The sequence below is a fragment of the Robbsia andropogonis genome (assembly GCF_000970345.1).
Classification (GTDB): Bacteria; Pseudomonadota; Gammaproteobacteria; order Burkholderiales; family Burkholderiaceae; genus Robbsia; species Robbsia andropogonis.
Window position 1 is genome coordinate 42,972 of sequence record NZ_LAQU01000022.1, and the last position, 23,607, is coordinate 66,578.

Sequence of the window (23,607 nt, forward strand, 5' to 3'; positions counted from 1 at the left end):
CGAGATCGATGGAACGTCTCTGGTTTGTTGTGTTGCTTCTGGCCGGGTGCGCAGCCATGCCGATGGTATCCGCGCAGCAGCACGCGCCAGACGCGCTGACGCTTGCGCCACCCTTGCCGGGGATCGAGGATGCCGTCCCGTCTCCGAGTTTGCCGCTAAAGGCAACGTCATCGCAAGGACCGCATCCGTCATCCGGCCGCATGAACCTGCATGTCGATCGTGCACCGCTGCGGGAGGTCCTTCAGGGATTTGCCCAATTCGCCGGGATGGACATCGTCACATCCGATGGCGTAAAGGGCGAGGTGTCGATGCATGTGATCGACGTACGCTGGCAGGATGCGTTTGCCGCGCTGCTGCGATCGCGGGGCCTCGCGCGACAGGACGCGCATGGTGTGATGTGGGTGGCACCTGCCGCTGAAATAGAGAAACGCGCCCGGGACCAGGACGACGCGCTGGCCAAACAGGCTGATAACGCACCGCTTGCGAGCCGATTGTTCGAGCTGCATTACCAGCGTGCCGACGACATGCGCAAGCTGATCGCCGGGGACGGTCAGTTGCTGTTGTCCAAGCGCGGGGCATTGAGCGCCGACATGCGCACGAACCGCTTGTTCGTGACCGATACGCCGGCACGCCTTGCGCATATCGCCGAACTCGTCACGGCATTCGATCTGCCGGCGCGGCAAGTGCTGATAGAAGCGCGGATCGTCGAGGCCGACGCCGGCTTTTCCCAGCAACTTGGCGCGCGGCTGCGCCTGGGCGGTGGAGCCAAGACAGATGCGGTCCAGATACCGGGCGGCACCCTGTACGACGCCGGTGCGCTGCCGTTGTTAGGTGTGACGGCAGCCAGCGCGGCATTCACGTTGTTCAAGGCGGGCGCGGACAGGTTGATCTCGCTGGAATTGAGCGCCCTGGAGTCCGAGGGGCGGGGCAAGGTGCTGTCGAGCCCGCGCGTGGTTACCACCGATCGGCACAAGGCCACGATCGAGCAGGGTACCGAGCTGCCGTATCAAGGACGGCGGGCGTCACGACGCGGGGATGACAGTGGTGGGGCGCGGAGCGGCAGCGTGCAATTCAAGCGTGCCTCGTTACGGTTGGAGGTGACGCCGCATATCACGCCAGACCGACGCGTTCTGCTCGAGGTCGACGTTGCAAAAGACACATTAGGCGTGGTGACCGACGCGGGCCATGCCATCGATACGAAGCAGGTACGTACCCAGGTGGAGGTCGAGGATGGCGGCACGGTATCTATCGGCGGTATTTTCTCGCGTGAAACGCGCCGTGATGTCGTCGGAGTCCCGTTGTTGCAACGTATTCCGTTTCTTGGCGCACTCTTCCGGCGCACGACCGAAACAGAGCGCAAAATCGAACTGGTGATCTTGCTGACGCCCACGGTTGTTGACGCCGACATCACGCGTTTTTCCGTGCCCGGAGCGAAACGGGCAAGCGTTCAGGATGAAGCAGATGTGCCCGTTTAGCGACAAGAATGCGGGAAAAGCGCATATTGTGATGGGAAAATAGTAATTTCGCGCGAAAGGCCAGCGTGCCGCTCGACAATTGCCCCTGTTTCCCCGTAAGCTGCGCGAGACGCCGCGAGGCTGCGTGAGCCCGTGGCGGGCTGGATTCACAGGCTGTTGCGCGACGAAAGAATCAGATGAATCGGATGGGACAGGAAAAGCGCCGCGGCAATGTCATTCTGGTGGGCTTGATGGGGGCGGGTAAAACCACCGTCGGGCGCGCGCTCGCGCGTAAGCTGGGTCGCACATTTTTCGACTCTGACCATGAGATAGAGGCTCGCACGGGTGTCAAGATTCCCACGATCTTCGAGCACGAAGGCGAGGATGGTTTCCGGACACGCGAAGCCGAAGTGATTGACGATCTGACGCAACGCGATGGCATTGTCCTGGCAACCGGTGGGGGCGCTGTGCTTCGCCCGGAAAACCGTGTACGCCTGATGTCTCGCGGAACGGTGGTGTACCTGTGCGCCCACCCGCACGACTTGTGGCTGCGCACCCGTCGCGACAAGAGCCGGCCGCTTTTGCAGACAGAAGATCCCCGCGGCCGCCTCGAGGCCTTGTTCACGATCCGTGATCCGATCTATCGTGAGACCGCGCACTGCGTCATGGAGACAGGTCGCCCGTCGATCAACAGCCTTACCGCGTCCATCATCGCGCAGCTTGGTCTGGATGATGAGCGGATCGCCACCGAAGCCGTACATCAGGCCCGCGCGAATCCGCCGACGACGTCCGTGCCCCTTTCCGCGGGCACCGGTGCGGCGCCATTACCGACACCGACGTCGTCCCGGACACCGGTGCAGGCGGCGCTCCCTTTTGACGTCGAGCGCGACGACGGGTCCGTAGATGCCCCCGTTCCCAACGCTGGCGTGCGGTCTGCGCCATAATGCCTTTATGAAAAGCCTCTCCGTCGCATTGGGCGATCGTGCCTACCCTATCCAGATCGGCTCCGGTTTGATCGATCGTAGTGATGTGCTGCAAGCCGGTTTGCCCAAGGTGGCCGCAGCGGGCAAGGGCCTGTTTGTGATTGTCACGAACACAACCGTCGAGGCGCTTTACGGCGAACGGCTGCGGTATGCGTTACGTCCGCTGGGCGCGCGGGTCGAGACGATCGTGCTGCCCGACGGCGAATCGTTCAAGCATTGGGAAACACTGAACCTGATTTTCGATCGGTTGCTAGAAATCCGCGCTGACCGCAAGACGACGCTGATCGCCTTGGGCGGTGGCGTCGTAGGAGACATGACCGGTTTCGCCGCGGCCACCTATATGCGCGGCGTGCCGTTCGTGCAGATTCCCACCACCTTGTTGGCGCAGGTCGATTCCTCGGTCGGAGGGAAGACTGGCATCAACCATCCGCGCGGAAAGAACATGATTGGCGCGTTCTACCAGCCGCAGGCGGTGATTGCCGATACGGCGGTGCTGACATCGTTACCGCCCCGCGAACTGGCGGCGGGTATTGCCGAAGTCATTAAAACCGCCGCGGTAGCCGATGCGGCGTTTTTCGATTGGGTTGCGGAGAACGTTGCGGCATTGTCCGGCTATGACGAGGCCGCACTGGCGGACGCGGTGCTGCGTTCGTGCGCGGTGAAGGCGCGCGTGGTCGCCGCCGACGAGCGCGAGGGTGGGTTGCGCGCGATACTGAATTTCGGGCACACGTTTGGGCATGCAATTGAAGCCGGTCTGGGTTTTGGCGCATGGCTGCATGGCGAGGCGGTGGGATGCGGCATGGTGATGGCAGCGGATCTGTCGGCCCGCCTGGGATTGCTCGACGACGCGTCGCGCGAACGCCTCGAACAGGTCACCGCCAAAGCGATGCTACCAACGCGGGCGCCATCATTGACGCGCGCCGCGGTAAAGCCGGTGGCGGTCCATGCGAGCGCGGATGCGGATGGGGATTCAGCGAATGCCGATGCCGCCAACCGGGTTCGTGCCGATGCCGACCGCTATATCGACCTGATGTTGGGCGATAAGAAGACGGAAGGCGGGGAAATCAAATTCATTTTGTTGAAATCGTTGGGCGAGGCGGTGATTACATCGGTCCCCGATGCCGATCTCCGGGCGACGCTGGCGGCGACGATCGCACCGGAGCAATAATGTCACACACGCCGCCGCTTTCCATCGACAACGCCTTTGAGTCCGGCCTTGCGCCCTATGCATGCCGATCGGCGGAAACGCTGGGAAGGCGATACGCGGAGCCGCCGCCGAATGCGCGAAGCCAGTTCCAGCGCGACCGTGATCGAATCGTGCACTCGACTGCATTCCGCCGTCTTGAATATAAAACCCAGGTATTCGTCAATCACGAAGGTGACTTGTTTCGCACGCGTTTGACGCATAGTCTCGAGGTGGCGCAGATTGCGCGATCCGTTGCGCGTAGTTTGCGTCTCAACGAAGACCTGGTCGAGGCGATCTCCCTGGCGCACGACCTCGGGCACACCCCATTTGGCCATGCCGGGCAGGATGCGCTGCACGCCTGCATGCGCGACCACGGGGGATTCGAGCACAATCTGCAAAGCCTGGCGGTGGTGGACGAGCTGGAAGAACGCTACGCCGAATTCGATGGCCTGAACCTGTGCTATGAAACACGAGAAGGTATTCTCAAGCACTGTTCGCGTGAAAACGCGAAGGAACTCGGTGCGCTGGGCCAGCGTTTTCTCCAGGGAAAGCAGCCGTCGCTCGAAGCACAGTTGGCGAATATCGCTGACGAGATCGCCTACAACAATCATGATATCGATGATGGCTTGCGCTCGGGCCTGATCACCATCGGGCAGCTGGAGGAGGTGACGCTCTGGCGCGATCATTACCTTGTCGCACGAAACCGCTACGGCGAGTTGCCTGGCCGCCGCTTGATTCATGAGACGGTGCGATCGATGATCAATACCTTGATCATCGATCTGACGAACGAAACCACGCGTCGTCTTCAAGAGACAGGCGTGCGGTCCGTCGAGGACGTGCGCAATGCGCGAGCGCTTGTGGGAAGCAGCGAGGCGATGTTGACGCAGGCGCGGGAATTGAAGCAGTTCCTGTTCAAGCACCTGTATCGACACTACCAGGTGATGCGCATGGCAAATAAGGCGCAGCGAGTGATTACCGGCATGTTCGACGCGTTCTCCAGTGATCCGCGCCTGTTGCCGTCGCCGTATCAATCCAGCGACGCAGCGCGGCAGCCACGTCTGATCGCGCACTACATCGCGGGAATGACCGATCGGTATGCGCTGAAGGAGTATCGGCGCCTGTTCGTCGTGGATGATGAACAGGGCTGATGGCACCCGGCCGGTTGTGGCAACAGACCCTTGCCAGTGCCGAGACGTCGTACCGAAGCGTGCCGGGTACGCTGTCGGTGAACCCTCCGGGGCCTGACCGTCAGAAGCGATAACCGATATTGACGTAGGTGACGATCGGATTCAATCTGGCGCGCACCGTTGTGGTGCTGGAGCCCGAGACGCGTGCGCCCGATGGCGTGGGGACATTCCGCATATTGGGCGTATTCATCGTCAGCGTGCTCGCGAGTGGAATGTACGAGATGGAGGCGCCGACGAACCAGTTCTTGTCGACGTTATACGACAAACCAGCATTGAACACCGGCGCGAAGCCGCGACTCGCATGGACGGACGTATCGCCATACAGCTTGGTCCGCGAAAACTCACCATTCGTGATCTGCGCCCCGGTGAACCAGACATAAGTCACGCCCACGCCGATGAAGGGTCGGAGTTTGGCGGTCGGTTGTCTGAAATAATATTTTAAAAGAAGCGTAGGGCTCCACATGCGAGCGCTACCGATCTTGCCGAATGGCGTGTTGGTGCCGGTACCATTGATATTGAATTTGGGCGGCAGGCCGGCGACGGTTTCCGCGGCGATATGGTCAGTAATGAAATACGTCGCGGTCAGTCCAATCGTATTGGCGGCGCTGACGCCGGCGGTCGCCGCGCCGTCGCTACGGCTGAATGGCATTGGCCCTAATGGTGTCGCGAGGTTGCCGTTCGTGTTCATCGGTCCCGTGCTGACCTGCGGTGCGACATGCAACCAGCCTGTGCCAATGATGAGGTCTCCGGCCTTTTGCGCTTGCGCTTGTTGAAGGGCCCCAACGATCAGTGTCGCACCTATCGCGACCGATCCGATCAAGCGCGTTCGCGTGCGTGCAGTCGTCCTGCCCGTCGGTCTTTGCCGGCCTTGCTGCTCGGTGACATCCGCACATGAGGGAAGGCTGTCATGTACGTTCTCATGACGCGCGTGCGAACGCGTCAACGCGTGCTCTTTTCTCATCATCTGTCTCCTGTCTTTTCTCGGTGTGTTTTGTCATGTTGTTTTCACCGATTATCTGGAGCGATGGGACACGGCACCATTTTTAATATAGACCGCGCAATCTAGGACTTATCTCAGTCAAATCGGGCTATGCTTTACCCACACCGCTTATTCGATTTCAGCCGATGGCCCGTCTAGTCCGTCTCCATGTTCCCGGCATGCCGCAGCATGTCATCCTGCCCGTGCGTACTGGCCTGGGCGCCTTTCGTGCGGATGACGATGTCCGGTTTTTCATGGAAACATTACGCGGTGCCGCCCGCGCCCATGGGTTCGCCATTCACGCGTATGCGTTGACGCCGGCAATCGTTCATTTGCTGGGGACGCCGCACGACGCGGACAGCGTGTCGCGCACCGTACAAGCAGTCGGGCGGCGCTATGTCGCATGGTTCAATCGGCGCCATGGCATGGAAGGGGCATTATGGGATGGCCGGTATCGGGCAACCGTAATCGACCCCGACGCGTTTTTGCTGTCCACCAGCGTGTTGATAGAAGCTGCCGCGGAGCCCGGGTTGCCGCAGGTCGCCGCGCATCGGGACCTGGAAACGGCGCACGCCGTCGACGTCCCGCCATCGGGGATGCCTGGCCCACTCAGTGCGTTCGCCGCGCTGCCGCCAGACGCACGCATCGGCCCGCGTCGTTCGAGTTATCCGCATCATGCAGGCCTGGCGATCGATCCAGCGATCACCGACCACGCTTTGTACTGGGCGCTCGGCAACACTCCTTTCGAGCGACACCGCAAGTACCGGGCGCTCGCTGAACAGCCCCTGGATCCCGCTACCTGCGCGGCCGCGTTGAACGCGGCGCATAAAGGCTGGCTGCGTGGCGACAATGCATTCATGCAACGCTGCGAGCGGCAAGCGAATCGCCGGCTCACCCCCTTGAAGCGCGGACGCCCCAAAAAAGTGAACGATGACATTGCGAAATGATGTGACCCTAATTAATGATGCGCCACTTTGGGGCAAATGTATTAATAGGGTCAGATCATGAAAAATCTTTTGTACTCCGGTAGTTGATCGCTTATATTGCGAGTTCCCACGGGCGCCTTCGCGCATCCGGTCCGGGTGTTGATATAAACGGCCGTCCCCGATGATGTTGCTGTGCGCGGCGTCGGCCTCCAATACGGTGTCCCCAATGAACGATCAAACGCAACCGCAGGTCGGATTGCCGACCGCCTCCGGCCTTTACGATCCGGCGAACGAACACGACGCCTGCGGTGTCGGCTTCGTCGCCCACATCAAGGGCCGGAAAAGCCACGATATCATTCAGCAGGGCCTGAAGATCCTGGAGAATCTGGATCACCGGGGCGCTGTTGGTGCGGATGCGCTGATGGGGGATGGCGCCGGCATCCTGATCCAGATTCCGGATGCGTTCTATCGCGAGGAAATGGCGAAGCAGGGCATCGCGCTGCCGCCCGCCGGTGAGTACGGCGTAGGGATGATCTTCCTGCCGAAGGAGCATGCATCGCGCCTTGCCTGCCAGCAGGAACTCGAACGTACGGTGAAGGCCGAAGGCCAGGTCGTACTGGGCTGGCGCGACGTGCCTGTCGATACCACAATGCCGATGTCGCCGACGGTACGTACCAGCGAGCCGTTGATCCGTCAGATATTCATCGGTCGTGGTCAGGATGTGATCGTCACGGACGCGTTGGAGCGCAAGCTGTACGTGATCCGCAAGACCGCAAGCCACCGCATCCAGGCATTGCAACTGAAGCACGGCAAGGAATACTTCGTGCCGTCGATGTCGGCGCGCACGATTGTCTATAAGGGGCTGCTGCTGGCGGATCAGGTCGGCGTGTATTACCGCGATCTGCAGGACGCGCGCAGCGTTTCGGCGCTGGCGCTCGTGCACCAGCGTTTCTCGACGAACACCTTCCCCGCCTGGGAGTTGGCGCACCCCTACCGGATGATCGCCCACAACGGCGAAATCAATACGGTCAAGGGTAATGTGAACTGGCTGTCGGCCCGTACCGGCGCGATTTCAAGCGCCGTGCTTGGTGACGATCTGAAGAAGCTGTGGCCGCTGATCTACCCGGGCCAGTCCGATACGGCGTCGTTCGACAACTGCCTCGAGTTGCTCGTGATGGCCGGCTATCCGCTGGTTCACGCGGTAATGATGATGATCCCGGAAGCATGGGAACAGCACGCGGAGATGGATGCGAACCGCCGCGCTTTCTACGAATACCATGCTGCGATGATGGAGCCGTGGGATGGCCCGGCCGCCATCGCCTTTACCGACGGTCGACAGATTGGCGCGACGTTGGACCGTAACGGCCTGCGTCCGGCGCGCTATTGCATCACCGACGATGACGTCGTGATCATGGCGTCGGAAGCCGGCACGCTGCCGATTCCGGAATCGAAGATCGTCAAGAAATGGCGCTTGCAGCCGGGCAAGATGTTCCTGATCGATATGGAGCAGGGCCGTATCATCGGCGACAAGGAGTTGAAGGACAACCTGTCGAATGCAAAGCCGTACAAGAGCTGGATCGAGGCGGTTCGCATCAATATCGACGAGATCGATCTGAAAGGACCCGCAATTGCCGCGGTCGCCTCCGATGCGCCGGTACTGCTCGATCGTCAGCAGGCTTTTGGCTATACGCAGGAGGACTTGAAGTTCCTGTTGGCGCCGATGGCGCAGACGGGTGAGGAAGCCATTGGCTCGATGGGCAATGACTCGCCGCTGGCGATCATGTCGAACAAGGACAAGACGCTTTATCACTATTTCCGCCAATTATTTGCGCAGGTCACCAACCCGCCGATCGATCCGATCCGCGAAAACATGGTGATGTCGCTGGTGTCGTTCATTGGTCCGAAACCGAACCTGCTCGACACCAACAATGTGAACCCGCCGATGCGGCTGGAAGTGTCGCAACCGGTGTTGGACTTCGAGGATATCGAGAAGATTCGCAATATCGAGCAGTACAGCGGGCACAAGTTCCGTTCGTATGTGCTGGATATCTGCTATCCGGTGGCATGGGGCAAGGAAGGGATCGAGGCGCGTCTGGCGTCCCTGTGTGCGGAAGCGGTGGACGCGGTGCGTTCCGGCTTCAACATCCTGATCATCTCGGATAAGCAGATCAGCGCGGAAAACGTCGCGATTCCGGCACTGCTGGCGACCTCCGCCGTGCATAGCCACTTGGTGGGCAAGGGGCTGCGCACGAGCACGGGGCTGGTCGTCGAAACGGGTTCCGCGCGGGAAGTGCACCACTTCGCGTTGCTGGCGGGCTATGGCGCGGAAGCAGTGCACCCGTATCTGGCGATGGAAACGATGGTATCCCTGGCGCGTGAACTGCCTGGTGAGTTGTCTGCCGAGAAGGCGATCAAGAACTTCACGAAAGCCGTGGGCAAGGGCTTGATGAAGGTCATGTCGAAGATGGGTATTTCGACGTACATGTCCTACACCGGTGCACAGATTTTCGAGGCGATCGGCCTGTCCCAGCAACTGATCTCGCAATATTTCCGCGGCACGGCATCGAACGTCGGCGGTATCGGCATCTTCGAAGTGGCAGAGGAAGCGGTGCGGATGCACCAGAAGGCCTATGGTGCCGATCCGGTGATGGCGAGCATGCTGGATGCCGGCGGTGAGTACGCTTTCCGGATCCGCGGTGAAGACCATATGTGGACGCCGGATGCGGTCGCGAAGCTGCAGCACTCGGCACGCGCCAATTCGTATCAAACGTACAAGGAATACGCGCAACTGATCAACGATCAAAGCAAGCGTCATATGACGCTGCGCGGTCTGTTCGAGTTCAAGGTAGACCCAACCCGCGCGATTCCGCTGGATGAAGTGGAGCCGGCGAAGGAAATCGTCAAGCGCTTCGCAACCGGCGCGATGTCGATGGGCTCTATCAGCACCGAGGCGCATACCAGCCTTGCCATCGCGATGAACCGGATCGGCGGCAAGTCGAACACTGGTGAAGGCGGCGAGGACGAGCGACGCTATCGCAACGAGCTGCGCGGCATTCCCATCAAGTCGGGCGAAACGCTGGCCGGCATCATCGGCAAGGATGCCGTCGTGCGCGATATCCCGCTGCAGGAAGGGGATTCGCTGCGCTCGAAGATCAAGCAGGTGGCATCGGGCCGTTTCGGCGTTACCGCGGAGTATCTGGTGTCTGCGGATCAGATCCAGATCAAGATGGCGCAAGGCGCGAAGCCCGGCGAAGGTGGGCAGTTGCCGGGCCACAAGGTCAGCGACTATATCGGCAAGCTGCGGTATTCGGTTCCGGGCGTGGGCTTGATCTCGCCGCCGCCGCATCATGACATCTATTCGATCGAGGATCTGGCGCAACTGATCCACGACCTGAAGAACGTGAACCCATCGTCGGACATTTCGGTGAAGCTGGTGTCCGAAGTGGGCGTGGGTACGGTGGCGGCGGGGGTGGCGAAGGCGAAGGCCGACCACGTGGTGGTGGCGGGCCATGACGGCGGCACCGGTGCGTCGCCGCTGTCATCGATCAAGTACGCGGGGTCGCCGTGGGAGTTGGGGCTGGCGGAAACGCAGCAGACGCTGGTATTGAACCGCCTGCGTTCGCGGATTCGCGTGCAGGCGGACGGTCAGATGAAGACCGGCCGTGATGTGATGATTGGTGCACTGCTGGGCGCCGACGAGTTTGGTTTCGCGACCGCGCCGCTGGTCACGCAGGGCTGCATCATGATGCGCAAGTGCCATCTGAACACCTGCCCGGTAGGGGTTGCGACGCAGGATGAAACGCTGCGAGCGAAGTTCACCGGCCAGCCGGAGCACGTGATCAACTTCTTCTTCTTCATCGCGGAGGAAGTGCGTGAAATCATGGCGCAGCTGGGCTTCCGCACTTTCGAGGAAATGATTGGTCGCGTCGACCTGCTCGATACCCGCAAGGGCGTCGAACACTGGAAGGCGAAGGGTCTGGATTTCGCGAAGATTTTCACGGAACCGGCAGTGCCGGCGGATGTGCCGCGTCTGCATCGCGAAAACCAGGACCACGGTCTCGACAAGGCGCTCGATCATGTATTGATCGAGAAGGCCCAGGCGGCGTTGCAGAAGCGGGAGCATGTCTCGTTCATCCAGCCGGTGCGTAACCGGAACCGGACGGTGGGCGCGATGCTGTCCGGCGTGATCGCCAAGCGCTTCGGTCACGAAGGCTTGCCGGATGACACGCTGCATATCCAGTTGAAGGGCACGGCGGGACAAAGTTTCGGCGCGTTCCTGTCGCGCGGCGTGACGCTGGATCTGGTGGGTGAGGCGAACGACTACGTTGGCAAGGGCTTGTCGGGTGGCCGGATCATCGTGCGCCCGACCAACGACTTCCGTGCGAAGGCCGAAGAGAACATCATTTGCGGCAACACGGTCCTGTACGGTGCCATCGAAGGGGAGGCGTTCTTCCGTGGCGTGGCCGGCGAGCGCTTCGCGGTGCGTAACTCCGGTGCCACGGCGGTGGTCGAAGGCACCGGCGATCACGGCTGTGAATACATGACGGGCGGTACCGTGGTCGTACTGGGCGAAACGGGACGGAACTTCGCGGCGGGGATGTCCGGCGGCGTGGCGTATGTCTACGATCCCGAGGGCGCATTCCCGATCCGCTGCAATACGGCGATGGTCGCATTGGATCCGATTCTGCCGCGGGGCGAGCAGGAGCGGACGGTGGACAAGGCGTTGTGGCATGCCGACCAGACCGATGAGGCATTGCTGAAGGACCTGGTCGAGCGTCACTTCCAGTTCACGGGTTCACTGCGGGCAAAGAGCCTGCTGGAGGACTGGGATGCGGCGCGTCGTCAATTCGTCAAGGTATTCCCGACCGAGTACCGTCGTGCGTTGGGCGAGTTGAACGCACGACGCGCCGCGGCGGCGGCCGACAAGGCCGACGCGGACGACAGCGCCCCGGCGAAAGCGGATAAGGGTGGCAAGTCGGGCAAGACCGGCAAGTCGACGGTAGTGGCGTAACGTCCGGAGCCTCGACCGGCTCCTGAAGCGATCCCCACGATCCCCCAAAGAAAGCGCGTGACCACTGCGTGCCGGCGTACCGAAAACGGACGTCGGTGCCCTCCGGAAATCCGGGGCAGTCCGGGCGCGACGAACGAGGCAACATCCGAGCGTGTCAGCACGCATCGCCTGTCACCCGTCCTTCGCGCGTGGTGGACCGTACCAGCACAACGCATGACCTGTATTGATTGAGAAAAAAATGGGCAAGGCAACCGGTTTTCTCGAGTTCGACCGACTCAGCGAACACTATGAAGCGCCGCAGGCGCGCGTGAAGCACTACAAGGAATTCGTCTTCGCACTGAAGGATGACGAGGCCAGGCAGCAGGGCGCGCGGTGCATGGACTGCGGTATCCCGTTCTGCAACAACGGCTGCCCGGTGAACAATATCATTCCGGACTTCAACGATCTGGTGTATCGCCAGGATTGGAAGTCCGCGATCCAGGTGCTGCACTCGACGAACAATTTCCCCGAGTTCACGGGCCGCATTTGTCCGGCACCGTGCGAGGCGGCATGTACATTGGGCATCAATAATGATCCGGTAGGTATCAAGTCGATCGAACACGCGATCATCGATCGTGCCTGGGCGGAAGGCTGGGTCGCGCCGCAACCGCCGGCCGTGAAGACCGGCAAGAAGGTCGCCGTCGTCGGGTCCGGTCCCTCGGGGCTGGCCGCCGCGCAACAACTGGCGCGTGCGGGCCATGACGTCACCGTCTTCGAAAAGAACGACCGGATCGGCGGGTTGCTGCGCTACGGCATTCCGGACTTCAAGCTGGAGAAGTGGCTGATCGATCGCCGCGTGCGCCAGATGGAAGCCGAAGGGGTGGTCTTCAAGACCAGCACGTTCATCGGCAAGGACCCGCTGCCGGCGACGATTGCCAACAACGCGCGTGAAACCATCACGCCGGATCAACTGCGCGAGCAGTTCGACGCGGTCGTGATCTCGGGCGGGAGCGAAACGCCGCGTGATTTGCCGGTACCGGGGCGCGATCTGGAAGGCGTTTACTTCGCGATGGAATTCCTGCCGCAGCAAAACCGGGTGGAGGCTGGCGACAAGCTGGCGGACCAGACGCTGGCAACCGGCAAGCACGTTGTCGTGATCGGCGGGGGCGATACCGGATCGGACTGCGTGGGTACCTCGAACCGGCACGGCGCGACCAGCGTGGCGCAGTTCGAATTGATGCCACGTCCGCCGGAAGAAGCCAACAAACCGCTGGTCTGGCCGTACTGGCCGACAAAGTTGCGCACGTCGTCGTCGCATGACGAAGGGTGCGATCGGGACTGGTCGGTGGCGACGAAGCGTTTCGAAGGCAAGAATGGCAAAGTCGAGAAGTTGGTGGCCGCACGTGTCGAATGGAAGGACGGCAAGATGCAGGAAGTGCCGGGCTCCGAATTCGAGATGAAGGCTGACCTGGTGTTGCTGGCGATGGGATTCGTGTCGCCGGTGCAGGCGGTGCTGGATGCCTTCGGCGTCGAGCGCGATCCGCGCGGCAACGCAAAGGCTCGTACCGAGGACGCCGATGGTGTGCTGGCGTATGCGACGAATGTGCCGGGCGTGTTTGCCGCGGGCGATATGCGTCGTGGCCAGTCGTTGGTGGTGTGGGCGATTCGTGAAGGTCGTCAGGCCGCCCGCGCGGTCGATATCTTCCTGATGGGGGCGACGGAACTGCCGCGTTAAACCGTTGGTGCATGACGCCGTGCCGTGTCGATACGGTCCGGCGGGAATATCGTCATGGGTGCTATCCGCGCGCCCATGACGTTTTTTCGTTCAAACCGTGAATTGCGCGGTTTTGTCCTCGTCTGGCCCGCCGTCGTGCGCCGCCTTCAGATCAACGAACTGCTGATGGAAGGTCACCAGGGTATCGCGATGGCCAACACTGACGATCGTTGTGTTCGGCAAGCGATCGATGAGCATCTGATACAGCATCGTTTCGGTCTTCGTATCCAACGCACTGCTGACTTCGTCCAGGAAAACCACGTCCGGAGCTTGCAGCAGGACACGGGCGAAAGCGATCCGTTGCTGTTCGCCCGGTGACAGACGGCGCGCCCAGTGCGAGGACTCGGCGAGATGCGCCGCATATTCTTCCATTTGACACAGTGCCAATGCTTCACGGCATTGGGCATCGGTAAACGCTTCCTGATCGGATGGATAGCTCAGCGCGGCCTTGAACGTATCGATCGGCATATAGCTTTGCTGTGGCACGAAGAACAGCCTGGCCCCGGATGGCACTTCTATCACGCCGTCACCGAACGCCCACAGGCCGGCCATTGCCCGCAGCAGCGTGCTTTTCCCGCAGCCGGATTCGCCGCGAACGAGCCAGCGCGTGCCGGGCGCGATATGCAGGTCCGGGACGTGCGTCAACGTGCTGCCGTTGGGCAGCGCGAGCGAGAGGTCCTTCGTATCGATCGACGTATTCGCGGTGCGATGCAGATTGATGCCACCGGCCAGCGTCGCAGGCGATTCGGCTTCGAGGAAATGCTGATCGTCGATGGCCCGATGAAACTCGCGCAGCCGGTTCACCGTCGCGCGCCAGTTCGCCAGCGTGCCGTAACTGCTGATGAACCAGGACATCGAATCGCTGACGGTGCCGAATGCACTGGCGATCTGCATCAGCGTGCCCAGGGTGAAGGCGCCGGCGAAGTACTGCGGCGCGGCCGCGACGATCGGGAAGATGATTGCGATCTGCGCGTATAGCGAGTTGACCAGCGTCAGGCGCTTTGTCACGCGCATGATCATGCGCCAGTTGTCGCGAATACGGGAGAACGCGGTCGCCGCGTGCCCGCATTCGGTTGCGGCACCATCGTAGAGCGCAATCTGTTCGGCGTTTTCGCGCAGGCGGACCAGGGAGAAACGGAAGTCCGCTTCCACACGCTGTTGCTGGTAACTGATCGTGACCAGTGGACGGCCGGCGCGAAACATGATGAACGTGCCGACTATCGCGTACAGCAAGGCAACCCACACCATATAGCCGGGAATATGCCACTGCACGCCACCGAGGGAGAAGGACAGCGCGCCGGCGACGTTCCACAAGATGGTCGTGAACGAGAACAGCGTGACCAGCGTCGAGAGAAAATCGAGCGATAGGGTAAGGGTCGCGTGCGCCAGGCTTTGCAGGTCATCGGTGATGCGCTGATCAGGATTGTCGGCGAGACGATCGCGTTCTATGCGATAGAACGCATGGTCCTTCAACCAACGCCGCATGTACTGGTTGGTCAACCATTGCCGCCATTTGAATTCTAGCATCTGGCGGAAATAGATCCGATAGATCGCAATCAGGATCATCGGGAAGACGAGGTAGCAGAAGACCAACAGGGCATGCCAGAAGGCGTTGGCGTCCTTGCGCTGGATCGCATCGTAGAAGGTTGCGTTCCAACTGTTGAACTGGACGCTCAACCACACCATCGTCATGTTCATGGCGATGACCAGGGCCAGCAATCCGCGTGCGGACCAACGCTGTTCGGAGACCCAGAAAGGCCGTATCAGGCTCCATGCGGAGATTGGTTTGTCCTGCACGATATTCATATCCTCCAGCGAGTGATGATGACAGGGGTAAAGTCAGCAACCGTCTTGCGTGCCCACACGATGTTGTGTCGTGCAGGCGAAAGGGTTCTGTAAGTACGGGGCGCAGCGCCCCCAGCCATGCCACGAACCCGACGACTGGTATCCAGGCCGGAGCATTCCGAGCCAGGCGTTCGCAACAGAATAACTGTTGGGCCATTGTTGGACCGGATTCTTAATTGAAAATTAAGATCGTTTGTTAGAAATGAATATGGCGGGTCGCAGCCGACGGGTCGATGGCACCGCATTTACGCTGTCGGTCCCGCCAGAATTGTGCTGTAATACGGGGAGATGAAACAGGGGTGCTGCGGACGGCGCGATGCAAGCGACGGGACGCGGCTGAGAGAGTCCCTTGGCACCCGATCCGGATAATACCGGCGAGGGGAGTTTTCCATCGTACGCCATGACGTGCTTGGCGCCGCCGCTGCACGGTGTGCGTGCAGTCTATCCGCGTACGTCCACTCGCGTGCCCGCACGCGGCCATCGTCGGTTCGACACTCTCATCCGTGGTCCCTTCTCGTACTGCCGCCGGTGCGTTTGCGATTGTCGCCCGCGCCGATGCCCCCGCCGGACGAGCCGATGCTTACCACATTTCCGCGGCGTGAGGCCCTGCCCCATGCCCCTTTGACCGCGCACACGGCGATTGCCGGTGCTACCGCGACCGTGCCACCCGATGTCGCCGTGATCGGCGCAGGCCTGGTCGGGCGCTTGTTGGCGTGGCGGCTGGCGCGCGATGGCGTCAGGGTGACCTTGTATGAGCGTGCCGCTGCAAGCCAGGCGAACAGTGGCGCCGCGGCGTGGGTCGCGGCGTCGATGCTGGCACCGGTCACGGAGGCCGCGGTTGCCGAGCCGTTGCTCGCGGCCTTGGGTGTCGCGTCATTGCGCCGCTGGCCGGGGTGGCTGGCCGATTTGCCGTTACCGGTCTTTTTTCAACAAAGCGGCACCTTGGTCCTCTGGCATGCCGCTGATCGTGCGGAGGCCACCCTGTTCGAACGCCGCGTCGGCGCGAACGCGCCACGAGACCTGCTGCGCGACGGCATGCGTGCACTCGACGGTGCCGGCATCACCGCGCTGGAACCCGCGTTGCGCGGGCGTTTCCAGCAAGGGTGGTGGATGCCGCACGAAGGGCAACTCGATAATCGGGCCTTGCTGAATGCGCTCGACCAGGCGCTGGATGATGCCGGTGTCCAGCGCCTGTACGGCGAGACGATCGGCGAGAACCGATGGCCCACGGCGGCGGTTTGCGTCGATTGCCGCGGGTTGGGGGCCAAGTCCGCGTGGCGTGGGCTGCGCGGCGTGCGTGGCGAAGTGGTGCGGGTGGATACGCAGTCCATCGCACTGCAACGTCCTGTGCGATTGCTTCATCCTCGTTATCCGATTTATATCGCGCCGAAGGAAAATGGTCGCTTTGTCATCGGCGCGACCGAGATCGAGAGTGACGACACATCGCCGATGAGCGTGCGATCCGCGCTCGAGCTGCTGTCCGCGGCGTTTGCCGTGCATCCGGCGTTCGGCGAGGCGCGCATCGCCGAACTCAACGTGCAATGCCGCCCGACGCTGGATCACCATCGCCCGGCCATTTCGATGGCCTCGGGTCGAGTGGCGATCAACGGACTCTATCGGCACGGCTTCATGATCGCTCCCGAGGTGGTGACGACGGCCGTTGCACTGGTGCAGGCACTATTAGCCGATCCTAGCAGTGCATCGGACGCCGCGGCCGCCCAGGCGATCTGGGTTGCGCAGCGTGAGACGTCGCCATGGCCTGCCCTGTTCGGCACCTGTTCTCATGATGCTGCCGCCGCCGAACGTCGTGGCGAGGCCGTCCGCGTCGCATCATCGGTGCCACTTGATAATGCGAACGTATCGCCATCAGTGCCCACCGCGTGCTCCCCTCCGGCCCTTTTTTCTGCTATCGCATTGCGCTAAGCCATGAATATCGTGATCAATCAACGGGTGTTCGACATCGCCGAGGGCGCGAAGGTCGTCGATGCGCTGCAAGCCTTTGGAGCCAAGCCGCCGTTCGCGGTTGCCCTGAACGGACAATTCGTCGCGCGCAACCGCTATACCGCGCAAGCGCTGTCTCAAAACGATCGGCTTGATGTCGTGCAACCGGTCACAGGAGGCTGACATGTCCGAATCTTTCCACCTACCGTCTGGGATCGCGCCAGAGCCTTCGCCCGAGGGGTTCGTGCTGTACGGCGAGGCTTTCCACAGTCGTCTTTTATTGGGCACCGCGCGCTATCCGTCATTGGCGATCCTGCTTCAGGCGGTCTCGGTGTCGCGCCCCGCGATGATCACGGTGGCATTACGACGGCAGATGTCCGGTATTGGCGCGGCCGAGCCGGCGCGAGACGAGGGTGACGCGGCGCCTCAAGGTGCCGATTTTTATGCGGCGTTGCGTCGCACCGGCGTGCCGTTGCTGCCGAATACCGCCGGGTGTCAATCGGTTGACGAGGCGGTTACCACCGCGCGGATGGCGCGGGAGTTGTTCGAGACCGATTGGGTCAAGCTGGAGTTGATCGGTGACGATGTTACGCTGCAGCCGGATTCGGTTGCGTTGATCGAGGCGGCGCGGATTTTGATCGATGATGGGTTTCGTGTCCTGCCGTACTGCACCGAGGATCTGGTGGTCGCTCGTCGCCTGATCGATGCCGGTTGCCAGGCATTGATGCCCTGGGCGGCCCCCATCGGAACCGGGCGCGGCGTGGCGAATCCCTATGCGATGCGGCAATTGCGCGATCGCTTGCCTGCCGATATGCCGTTAATCGTCGATGCCGGTCTTGGCGTGCCATCGCATGCATGTCAGGTCATGGAGTGGGGGTTCGACGGTGTGCTGCTCAACACTGCGGTGTCTCAAGCCGATGATCCCGTGCGCATGGCGGCTGCGTTTGCCGCAGCCGTCGACGCTGGGCGCGTCGCTTGGCGAGCGGGACCGATGCCGGTGCGCGAAGCCGCACACGCCAGTACGCCGATGGTTGGCATGCCGTTCTGGCACCAGGCGGACGCCGACGCATGACCCGCGCTTTGCCCGAGATGCCGGTGCGCCCCTTGCAGGTCAGGGAACCCTCTGGTCGCATCACGCGCTTTTTTCGCGACGCCTGGCCAGTTGAGCCGAGGCAGGCCACTGCATTGGCCGAAAGCGGCGAGGCGACGGGGGTACGGGACGTTCTGGTGGTTGTCGCCGCAGGCTTGTCGGCCCGGTCGTTGTATCTCGGACGGCAAAATGGGAGGCAAGCTGGGGCCTGCGCGGTGATCGACGCATCGGCTCCCGGCCGGACCCGGTTGTTGCGGGATGGGTGGGATTTTTTTTACGCGGCAACGCGAGATGCCGATGACGCCTGGCTCGGCGTGTGCGCGGCGTTCGTGGAAGACGGTTTTGCGTTGCATGATGCGCTGTGCCTGGCGCTGGCGCACGTGGCAGGCATGGCGTCATCGGGCCGTCGCGTCCCGCGAGGCACCAATGGGGAGCCGCGCGTCGAAGGCTGGGCCACCGGCGTCGACGATGATCTCGGCGACGTGCGTCGTGATGTCGTCATGCGCCCCGTGCCCCCGCTCGCGGCGTTTCCGGATGTCATGGCGCCGTGCCGCATCACCGACGGTGTCGCCGCGGGTGTCCCCGACTCGCCATTTGATGAAACGGTTGCCGGGACCGGCGGCTTTCCGATGGCGCCCGCATCCGAAGCGAGGATGCCGGCGACACCGACACCGACACCATCGTCGGTGCTGACGGCCTTTCCGCGTTGCACGGACGTGCTAGGAATATATCCGATCGCACTAAGCGCCGAGTGGGTACGTCGCCTTGTCGAAGCGGGTGCCCGTACGATCCAGTTGCGGATCAAAACGCCGTATACGCATGCCGATGTTGCGCCCCATGCCGCGAGCGACTCAGCCCCGCCGGACACGGCATCGGATAAGCCATCTTTCAGTTCCGATCGCATCGCCTCCTCGCAAGCGAGGTTGCGCGATGAAATCCACCGCGCCGTCGCCTATTGCAAGCAGGCACCCGTACCGGTGCAGCTGTTCATCAACGACCATTGGCATCTGGCCATCGAGGCCGATGCTTATGGGGTGCACCTTGGACAGGAGGATTTGGCGGCGCTACCGGCTTTCGCGCTCGACGCCATCGCAACAGCGGGTTTGCGGCTTGGCCTCTCGACGCACGGATATTACGAGATGTTGTTGGCGCTGCGATTCCGACCCAGCTACATCGCGTGCGGTCCTGTGTTTGCCACGACAACAAAGTCGGTTGCGGTGCCGCCGCAAGGGGTGCGTCGACTTGCAGCGTACTGTCGATTGCTTCGGGATGCCGTACCCCCGGTCCCGGCGGTCGCCATCGGCGGCATTGGTCTGGCAAACGTGACGGCGGTGCGTGCCGCGGGAGCCGCGTCGGCGGCGGTTGTTGGTGCCGTCGTCAATTCCGTCACTGAAATCGACCGAAATGCACTAAAGGAAACGGTCTTAGCACTACAAGTCGCTTTCAACGGATAATAAGACTCTCGCCGCGCCGCAGCATGGGCGGCAATCGAGGTGGTGGCGATGATGTAAGTGACCGTTTTGGGCTGAGTCCGTGACCAACCAGGCCGTCCACCATGGCGATACGACGTAAAGCGCTCCGTCTGGACGCATGCGGCGTTGTGCTAAATGGGAGTGGGGTGGTCTGACAGACGTGACCCCCAGGCAGGCGCGGAGTCGGAAATTGGCTGATGGCCTATAATGCCGCACTCATGCGTATTGTTGGTCATTGAGACGAGACTGCTGGCGCATTGAGCATTTTTCGCTTTTTTATTGTTATTTGAACCGAAATGAGGAATGGTCCGCGCCGTGCCCATCGTTAGTTCCGAAACCGTCCTAGAATTGCGCGATGTCGCATTCGGCTATGGTGATCGCCCCGTCCTGTCGGGGCTGAATATGCGCTTTCAGCGCGGCCAGGTCGTCGCGGTGATGGGGGGCTCCGGTTGCGGCAAGACCACGGTGCTGAAACTGATCGGTGGCCTCGTGCGCGCGAGCAGTGGGCAGGTTCTCGTCAATGGAGACGACATCGGCGGCTTCAATGCGAAGGCCATGTATCGGATGCGCCGCAGGATGGGGATGCTGTTCCAGTTCGGCGCGCTGTTTACTGATATGTCCGTCTTCGAGAATGTTGCATTTCCGTTGCGCGAGCATACCAACCTGCCGGAAGCGCTGATCCACGATCTCGTGTTGATGAAGTTGAATGCCGTTGGTTTACGGGGCGCGCGCGACCTACTGCCATCTGAAATCTCCGGCGGCATGGCGCGCCGTGTCGCATTGGCGCGGGCGACGGCACTCGATCCCGAGTTGATGATGTACGACGAGCCGTTTGCTGGCCTCGACCCCATTTCGCTCGGAATCACGGCAAACCTGATCCGTACGTTCAATCAGGCCTTGGGCGCCACTTCGATCCTGGTCACGCATGACGTGCCTGAATCGTTCGCGATTGCCGACTACGTCTATTTCATTGCCAATGGCGGCATTGCCGCCGAGGGCACGCCAGAGCAGTTGCGTGCATCCAAGGACCCGGCGGTGCGGCAATTCATCGATGCCGCGCCGGATGGTCCGTTCCGCTTCCACTATCCGGGTGAGCCAATCGATGCCGACTTCGGTCTCGTCGAAGCGGCCGCGCTGGGCCATGCCGCTTATGAGCGCGCGGTGCAGGCAGGTCGGGAGCCGGATGCGCCTAGCGACAGGAAAGGAGGGCGGCCATGATGGTCAGTGCGTTGGGCCGTCGGGTGTTGAGCCTGTTTGCATTGACTGGCCACGCCACGCGGATGTTCTTCCGTTTGCTGGGGTTGTTTGGCGCGATGCTGCTACGCCCACGGCTGGTCACGCGGCAGATTTTCTTCGTCGGCAATTATTCACTGCTGATTATTGCCGTGTCGGGTCTGTTCGTTGGGTTCGTGCTCGGGCTGCAGGGGTACTACACGCTGGCCCGCTATGGCTCGGAGCAGGCGTTGGGATTACTGGTAGCGCTGTCGCTGGTGCGCGAATTGGGCCCCGTGGTGGCCGCGTTGCTGTTCGCGGGTCGCGCGGGTACGTCGTTGACCGCTGAAATCGGACTGATGAAGGCCGGTGAGCAGTTGATGGCGATGGAAATGATGGCGGTCGATCCGTTGCGTTTTGTCGTGGCGCCACGCTTTTGGGCCGGTGTTATAGCCATGCCGCTGTTGGCTGCCATTTTCAGCGCGGTGGCAATCATCGGTGGCTATATCGTCGGCGTCATTCTGATTGGCGTGGACCCTGGTGCGTTCTGGTCGCAGATGCAGGGCGGCGTAAATGTATGGCGGGATGTGGGTAACGGCGTGATCAAGAGCGTGGTGTTTGGTTTCGCGGTCACCTTCATCGCGCTATTCCAGGGTTTCGAGGCAAAGGCGACACCCGAAGGGGTTTCGCGCGCCACCACGCGGACGGTGGTCTACGCGTCATTGGCGGTGTTGGGTTTGGATTTCCTGCTGACTGCGCTGATGTTCGGCAAGTAAGCCAGCGTAGGATTCCGTGCAAGGAATCTTATTTCGAGAAAGAATACGAGAGACGTAAGGATGAAGAAAACTGTTCTCGACTTCTGGGTCGGCCTGTTCGTGATCCTGGGCTTCGTGGCGCTGCTGTTCCTGGCGCTGAAGGCCGGTAACATGAGCACGTTCTCGTTCCAGCCGACCTATCAGGTCAAGATGCGCTTCGACAATATCGGCGGACTGAAGGCCAGTGCGCCCGTCAAGAGCGCGGGCGTGACCGTGGGTCGTGTGAAATCGATCACGTTTGATGATCACACGTTCCAGGCGCTGGTCACGCTGGATCTTGATCAGCAATACCAGTTTCCCAGTGACTCGTCGGCAAAGATCCTGACGTCTGGATTGCTGGGCGAGCAGTATGTCGGGCTTGAACCGGGTGGTTCAGAGCAGAATTTGAAGTCAGGGGATACGATAACGATGACGCAGTCGGCCATCGTGCTTGAAAACCTGATCGGACAGTTTCTGTACAGCAAGGCGGCGGATGCAGGTGGCAATAATGGGGGCGGTGGTGGCGCGGCGGGCGGTGCCGCCGGCGCGGCATCCAGTAGCGGTGCGCATGGCGGTGGTTTTCCTGGCGTGGGGGCGGCAATGGGTACCAGTGCCCCGGTGGCCGCCAGCGCCCCATAACGATCCCTCAATGAGGCCAGCCGGACGTGCCAAGGACGTGCCGACGACGGCAGCGACACAATACCGTCGCACCACATTTGTTCTAACAAATAATGTGATGCGGCGGTATCACAAGCAAACGAATAACAGAGTAAACACACCATGATCAAATCGCGCGGCATTGTCGCGGTGCTGGCCGGGGGAATGCTGCTGTCGGCGTGCTCGACGGTTCAGACGCCCATCAAGCAGGATCCGCTGGAAGGCTTCAATCGGACCATGTTCACTGTCAATGACAAGGTCGATCAGTATGCTTTCCGCCCGGTGGCAAAGGCCTATAACTGGGTACTGCCGCAGCCGATCCGGACGGGTATTTCCAATGTCTTCTCGAACGTTGGTGATGTCACCGTCGCGGCGAACAAGCTATTGCAGGGCAATGTGACGGGCGGTGTGGAGACGATCATGCGGATCGCGATCAACACGGTCTTTGGGCTGGGCGGCATATTCGATATCGCGACGCAGGCGAGGTTGCCGAAACAACAGGCGGACTTTGGCTTGACGCTCGGGCATTATGGCGTGCCGGCAGGCCCTTATCTGGTGCTGCCTTTCTTCGGTCCGAGCACGGTGCGTGACGCCGTTGGCATGGTGCCGGATGCGTACATGAGCCCGATCACGTATGTTCGGCCTAATTGGATTCGCTTCACGCTGGTCGGCGTCAAGGCGGTCAGCGTGCGTGCTGCCTACCTGAATGCAACGGACCTGCTGCAAAGTGCGGCCCTCGACCAGTACTCTTTTGTGCGTAATGCGTATCTGCAGCGCCGTCAGTACATGTTGGGCAAGAACCAGGATTCGGGTGCGCTGCCGGATTACGGTGATGACGGCGGTACGGAGGGTGGCGCGGCGGCCCCTGGCGCTGCGTCTGCAACGGTGGCACCCGCCGCCGCGCCGGCGGGTGCCTCGGGTGCGTCTGCCGCCCCGGCACGCTGATACGCCTCTCGCCGGTGCGCCGAGATCCGTGGCGGGTACCCGCCACGGTCCGAACGGCGAATGGGCGCGAGTTCACGCGAAGCGTAACGTTCGCAAAAGTTGGCAACCGATGTTGTCCGTCGAGACGAGACGGGCGAACATAAGGCACTATTGGAAGGAGTCCGGCGCGTGC

The 23,607-nt window shown here is 61.6% G+C and carries 14 protein-coding genes, 3 pseudogenes and 1 riboswitch; of the genes and pseudogenes, 15 read left to right on the forward strand and 2 right to left on the reverse strand.

Features of this window, described 5'->3' with window-relative positions; translation table 11 throughout:
• Positions 1-8 precede the first annotated feature (8 nt).
• The 4 genes and pseudogenes from WM40_RS18355 to WM40_RS18370 all read left to right on the forward strand — a co-directional run bounded on the left by WM40_RS18355 (position 9) and on the right by WM40_RS18370 (position 4,771).
• Entirely contained in the window at positions 9-1,475 is a 1,467-nt protein-coding gene (locus WM40_RS18355) for a type IV pilus secretin PilQ (RefSeq protein WP_236693584.1), read from the forward strand.
• A gap of 185 nt (positions 1,476-1,660) precedes the next feature.
• Positions 1,661-2,182, forward strand: a pseudogene (locus WM40_RS18360) (shikimate kinase); the annotation flags it as partial.
• 223 nt (positions 2,183-2,405) lie between these two features.
• The gene (aroB, locus tag WM40_RS18365) at positions 2,406-3,605 is read left to right on the forward strand and encodes a 3-dehydroquinate synthase (protein ID WP_046153596.1); all 1,200 of its coding nucleotides are present in this window, start codon (positions 2,406-2,408) and stop codon (positions 3,603-3,605) included.
• Entirely contained in the window at positions 3,605-4,771 is a 1,167-nt protein-coding gene (locus tag WM40_RS18370; protein ID WP_046153597.1) for a deoxyguanosinetriphosphate triphosphohydrolase, read from the forward strand. Before aroB ends, WM40_RS18370 begins: the two co-directional genes overlap by 1 nt.
• Before the next feature lie 100 nt (positions 4,772-4,871).
• On the opposite strand, the gene WM40_RS18375 is transcribed toward WM40_RS18370, so the two are convergent.
• Positions 4,872-5,771 carry an OmpW/AlkL family protein gene (locus tag WM40_RS18375; protein ID WP_082102936.1) on the reverse strand — a complete coding sequence of 300 codons (900 nt, stop codon included), beginning with the start codon at positions 5,769-5,771 and terminating at the stop codon, positions 4,872-4,874.
• Positions 5,772-5,935: 164 nt separating this feature from the next.
• Here WM40_RS18375 and WM40_RS18380 point away from each other — a divergent pair, with 164 nt between their 5' ends.
• The 3 genes and pseudogenes from WM40_RS18380 (at position 5,936) to WM40_RS18390 (ending at position 13,440) form a co-directional block, all read left to right on the forward strand.
• Positions 5,936-6,736 (forward strand): transposase, encoded by an 801-nt coding sequence (locus WM40_RS18380; protein WP_046153598.1) that lies wholly within the window; start codon positions 5,936-5,938, stop codon positions 6,734-6,736.
• 205 nt (positions 6,737-6,941) lie between these two features.
• Positions 6,942-11,627: pseudogene (locus WM40_RS18385) on the forward strand (glutamate synthase-related protein); the annotation flags it as partial.
• 337 nt (positions 11,628-11,964) lie between these two features.
• Complete coding sequence (locus WM40_RS18390) at positions 11,965-13,440, forward strand: glutamate synthase subunit beta (RefSeq protein WP_046153599.1); 1,476 nt, start codon at positions 11,965-11,967, stop codon at positions 13,438-13,440.
• Between the two features lie 90 nt (positions 13,441-13,530).
• Here WM40_RS18390 and WM40_RS18395 read toward each other — a convergent pair whose 3' ends face one another.
• Positions 13,531-15,285, reverse strand: coding sequence for an ABC transporter ATP-binding protein/permease (locus WM40_RS18395; protein WP_046153600.1), 1,755 nt, complete (start codon positions 15,283-15,285; stop codon positions 13,531-13,533).
• Between the two features lie 324 nt (positions 15,286-15,609).
• Positions 15,610-15,724, forward strand: a riboswitch (TPP riboswitch).
• 176 nt (positions 15,725-15,900) lie between these two features.
• On the opposite strand from WM40_RS18395, the gene WM40_RS18400 reads away from it, so the two are divergent.
• From WM40_RS18400 to WM40_RS18435, 8 genes and pseudogenes are all read left to right on the forward strand, one after another.
• Positions 15,901-17,247, forward strand: a complete 1,347-nt coding sequence (locus WM40_RS18400; protein WP_081764767.1) for an FAD-dependent oxidoreductase — start codon at positions 15,901-15,903, stop codon at positions 17,245-17,247.
• Positions 17,248-17,250: 3 nt separating this feature from the next.
• Positions 17,251-17,448: a sulfur carrier protein ThiS gene (gene thiS, locus WM40_RS18405; RefSeq protein ID WP_024901950.1), complete on the forward strand. Its 198-nt coding sequence runs from the start codon at positions 17,251-17,253 to the stop codon at positions 17,446-17,448.
• 31 nt (positions 17,449-17,479) lie between these two features.
• Positions 17,480-18,337, forward strand: a complete 858-nt coding sequence (locus WM40_RS18410) for a thiazole synthase (RefSeq protein ID WP_046153613.1) — start codon at positions 17,480-17,482, stop codon at positions 18,335-18,337.
• A complete protein-coding gene (locus WM40_RS28055) occupies positions 18,334-19,809 on the forward strand; it encodes a thiamine phosphate synthase (protein ID WP_236693586.1) in 1,476 nt (491 codons plus the stop codon). The genes WM40_RS18410 and WM40_RS28055 overlap by 4 nt, the downstream gene beginning before the upstream one ends.
• Before the next feature lie 321 nt (positions 19,810-20,130).
• Positions 20,131-20,946 (forward strand): annotated as a pseudogene (locus tag WM40_RS18420) (ABC transporter ATP-binding protein); the annotation flags it as partial.
• Between the two features lie 98 nt (positions 20,947-21,044).
• Entirely contained in the window at positions 21,045-21,815 is a 771-nt protein-coding gene (gene mlaE, locus WM40_RS18425; RefSeq protein ID WP_046153615.1) for a lipid asymmetry maintenance ABC transporter permease subunit MlaE, read from the forward strand.
• 60 nt (positions 21,816-21,875) lie between these two features.
• A complete protein-coding gene (gene mlaD / locus WM40_RS18430; protein WP_046153601.1) occupies positions 21,876-22,472 on the forward strand; it encodes an outer membrane lipid asymmetry maintenance protein MlaD in 597 nt (198 codons plus the stop codon).
• Between the two features lie 141 nt (positions 22,473-22,613).
• A complete protein-coding gene (locus WM40_RS18435; RefSeq protein WP_046153602.1) occupies positions 22,614-23,435 on the forward strand; it encodes an MlaA family lipoprotein in 822 nt (273 codons plus the stop codon).
• The last annotated feature ends 172 nt before the right edge of the window (positions 23,436-23,607 follow it).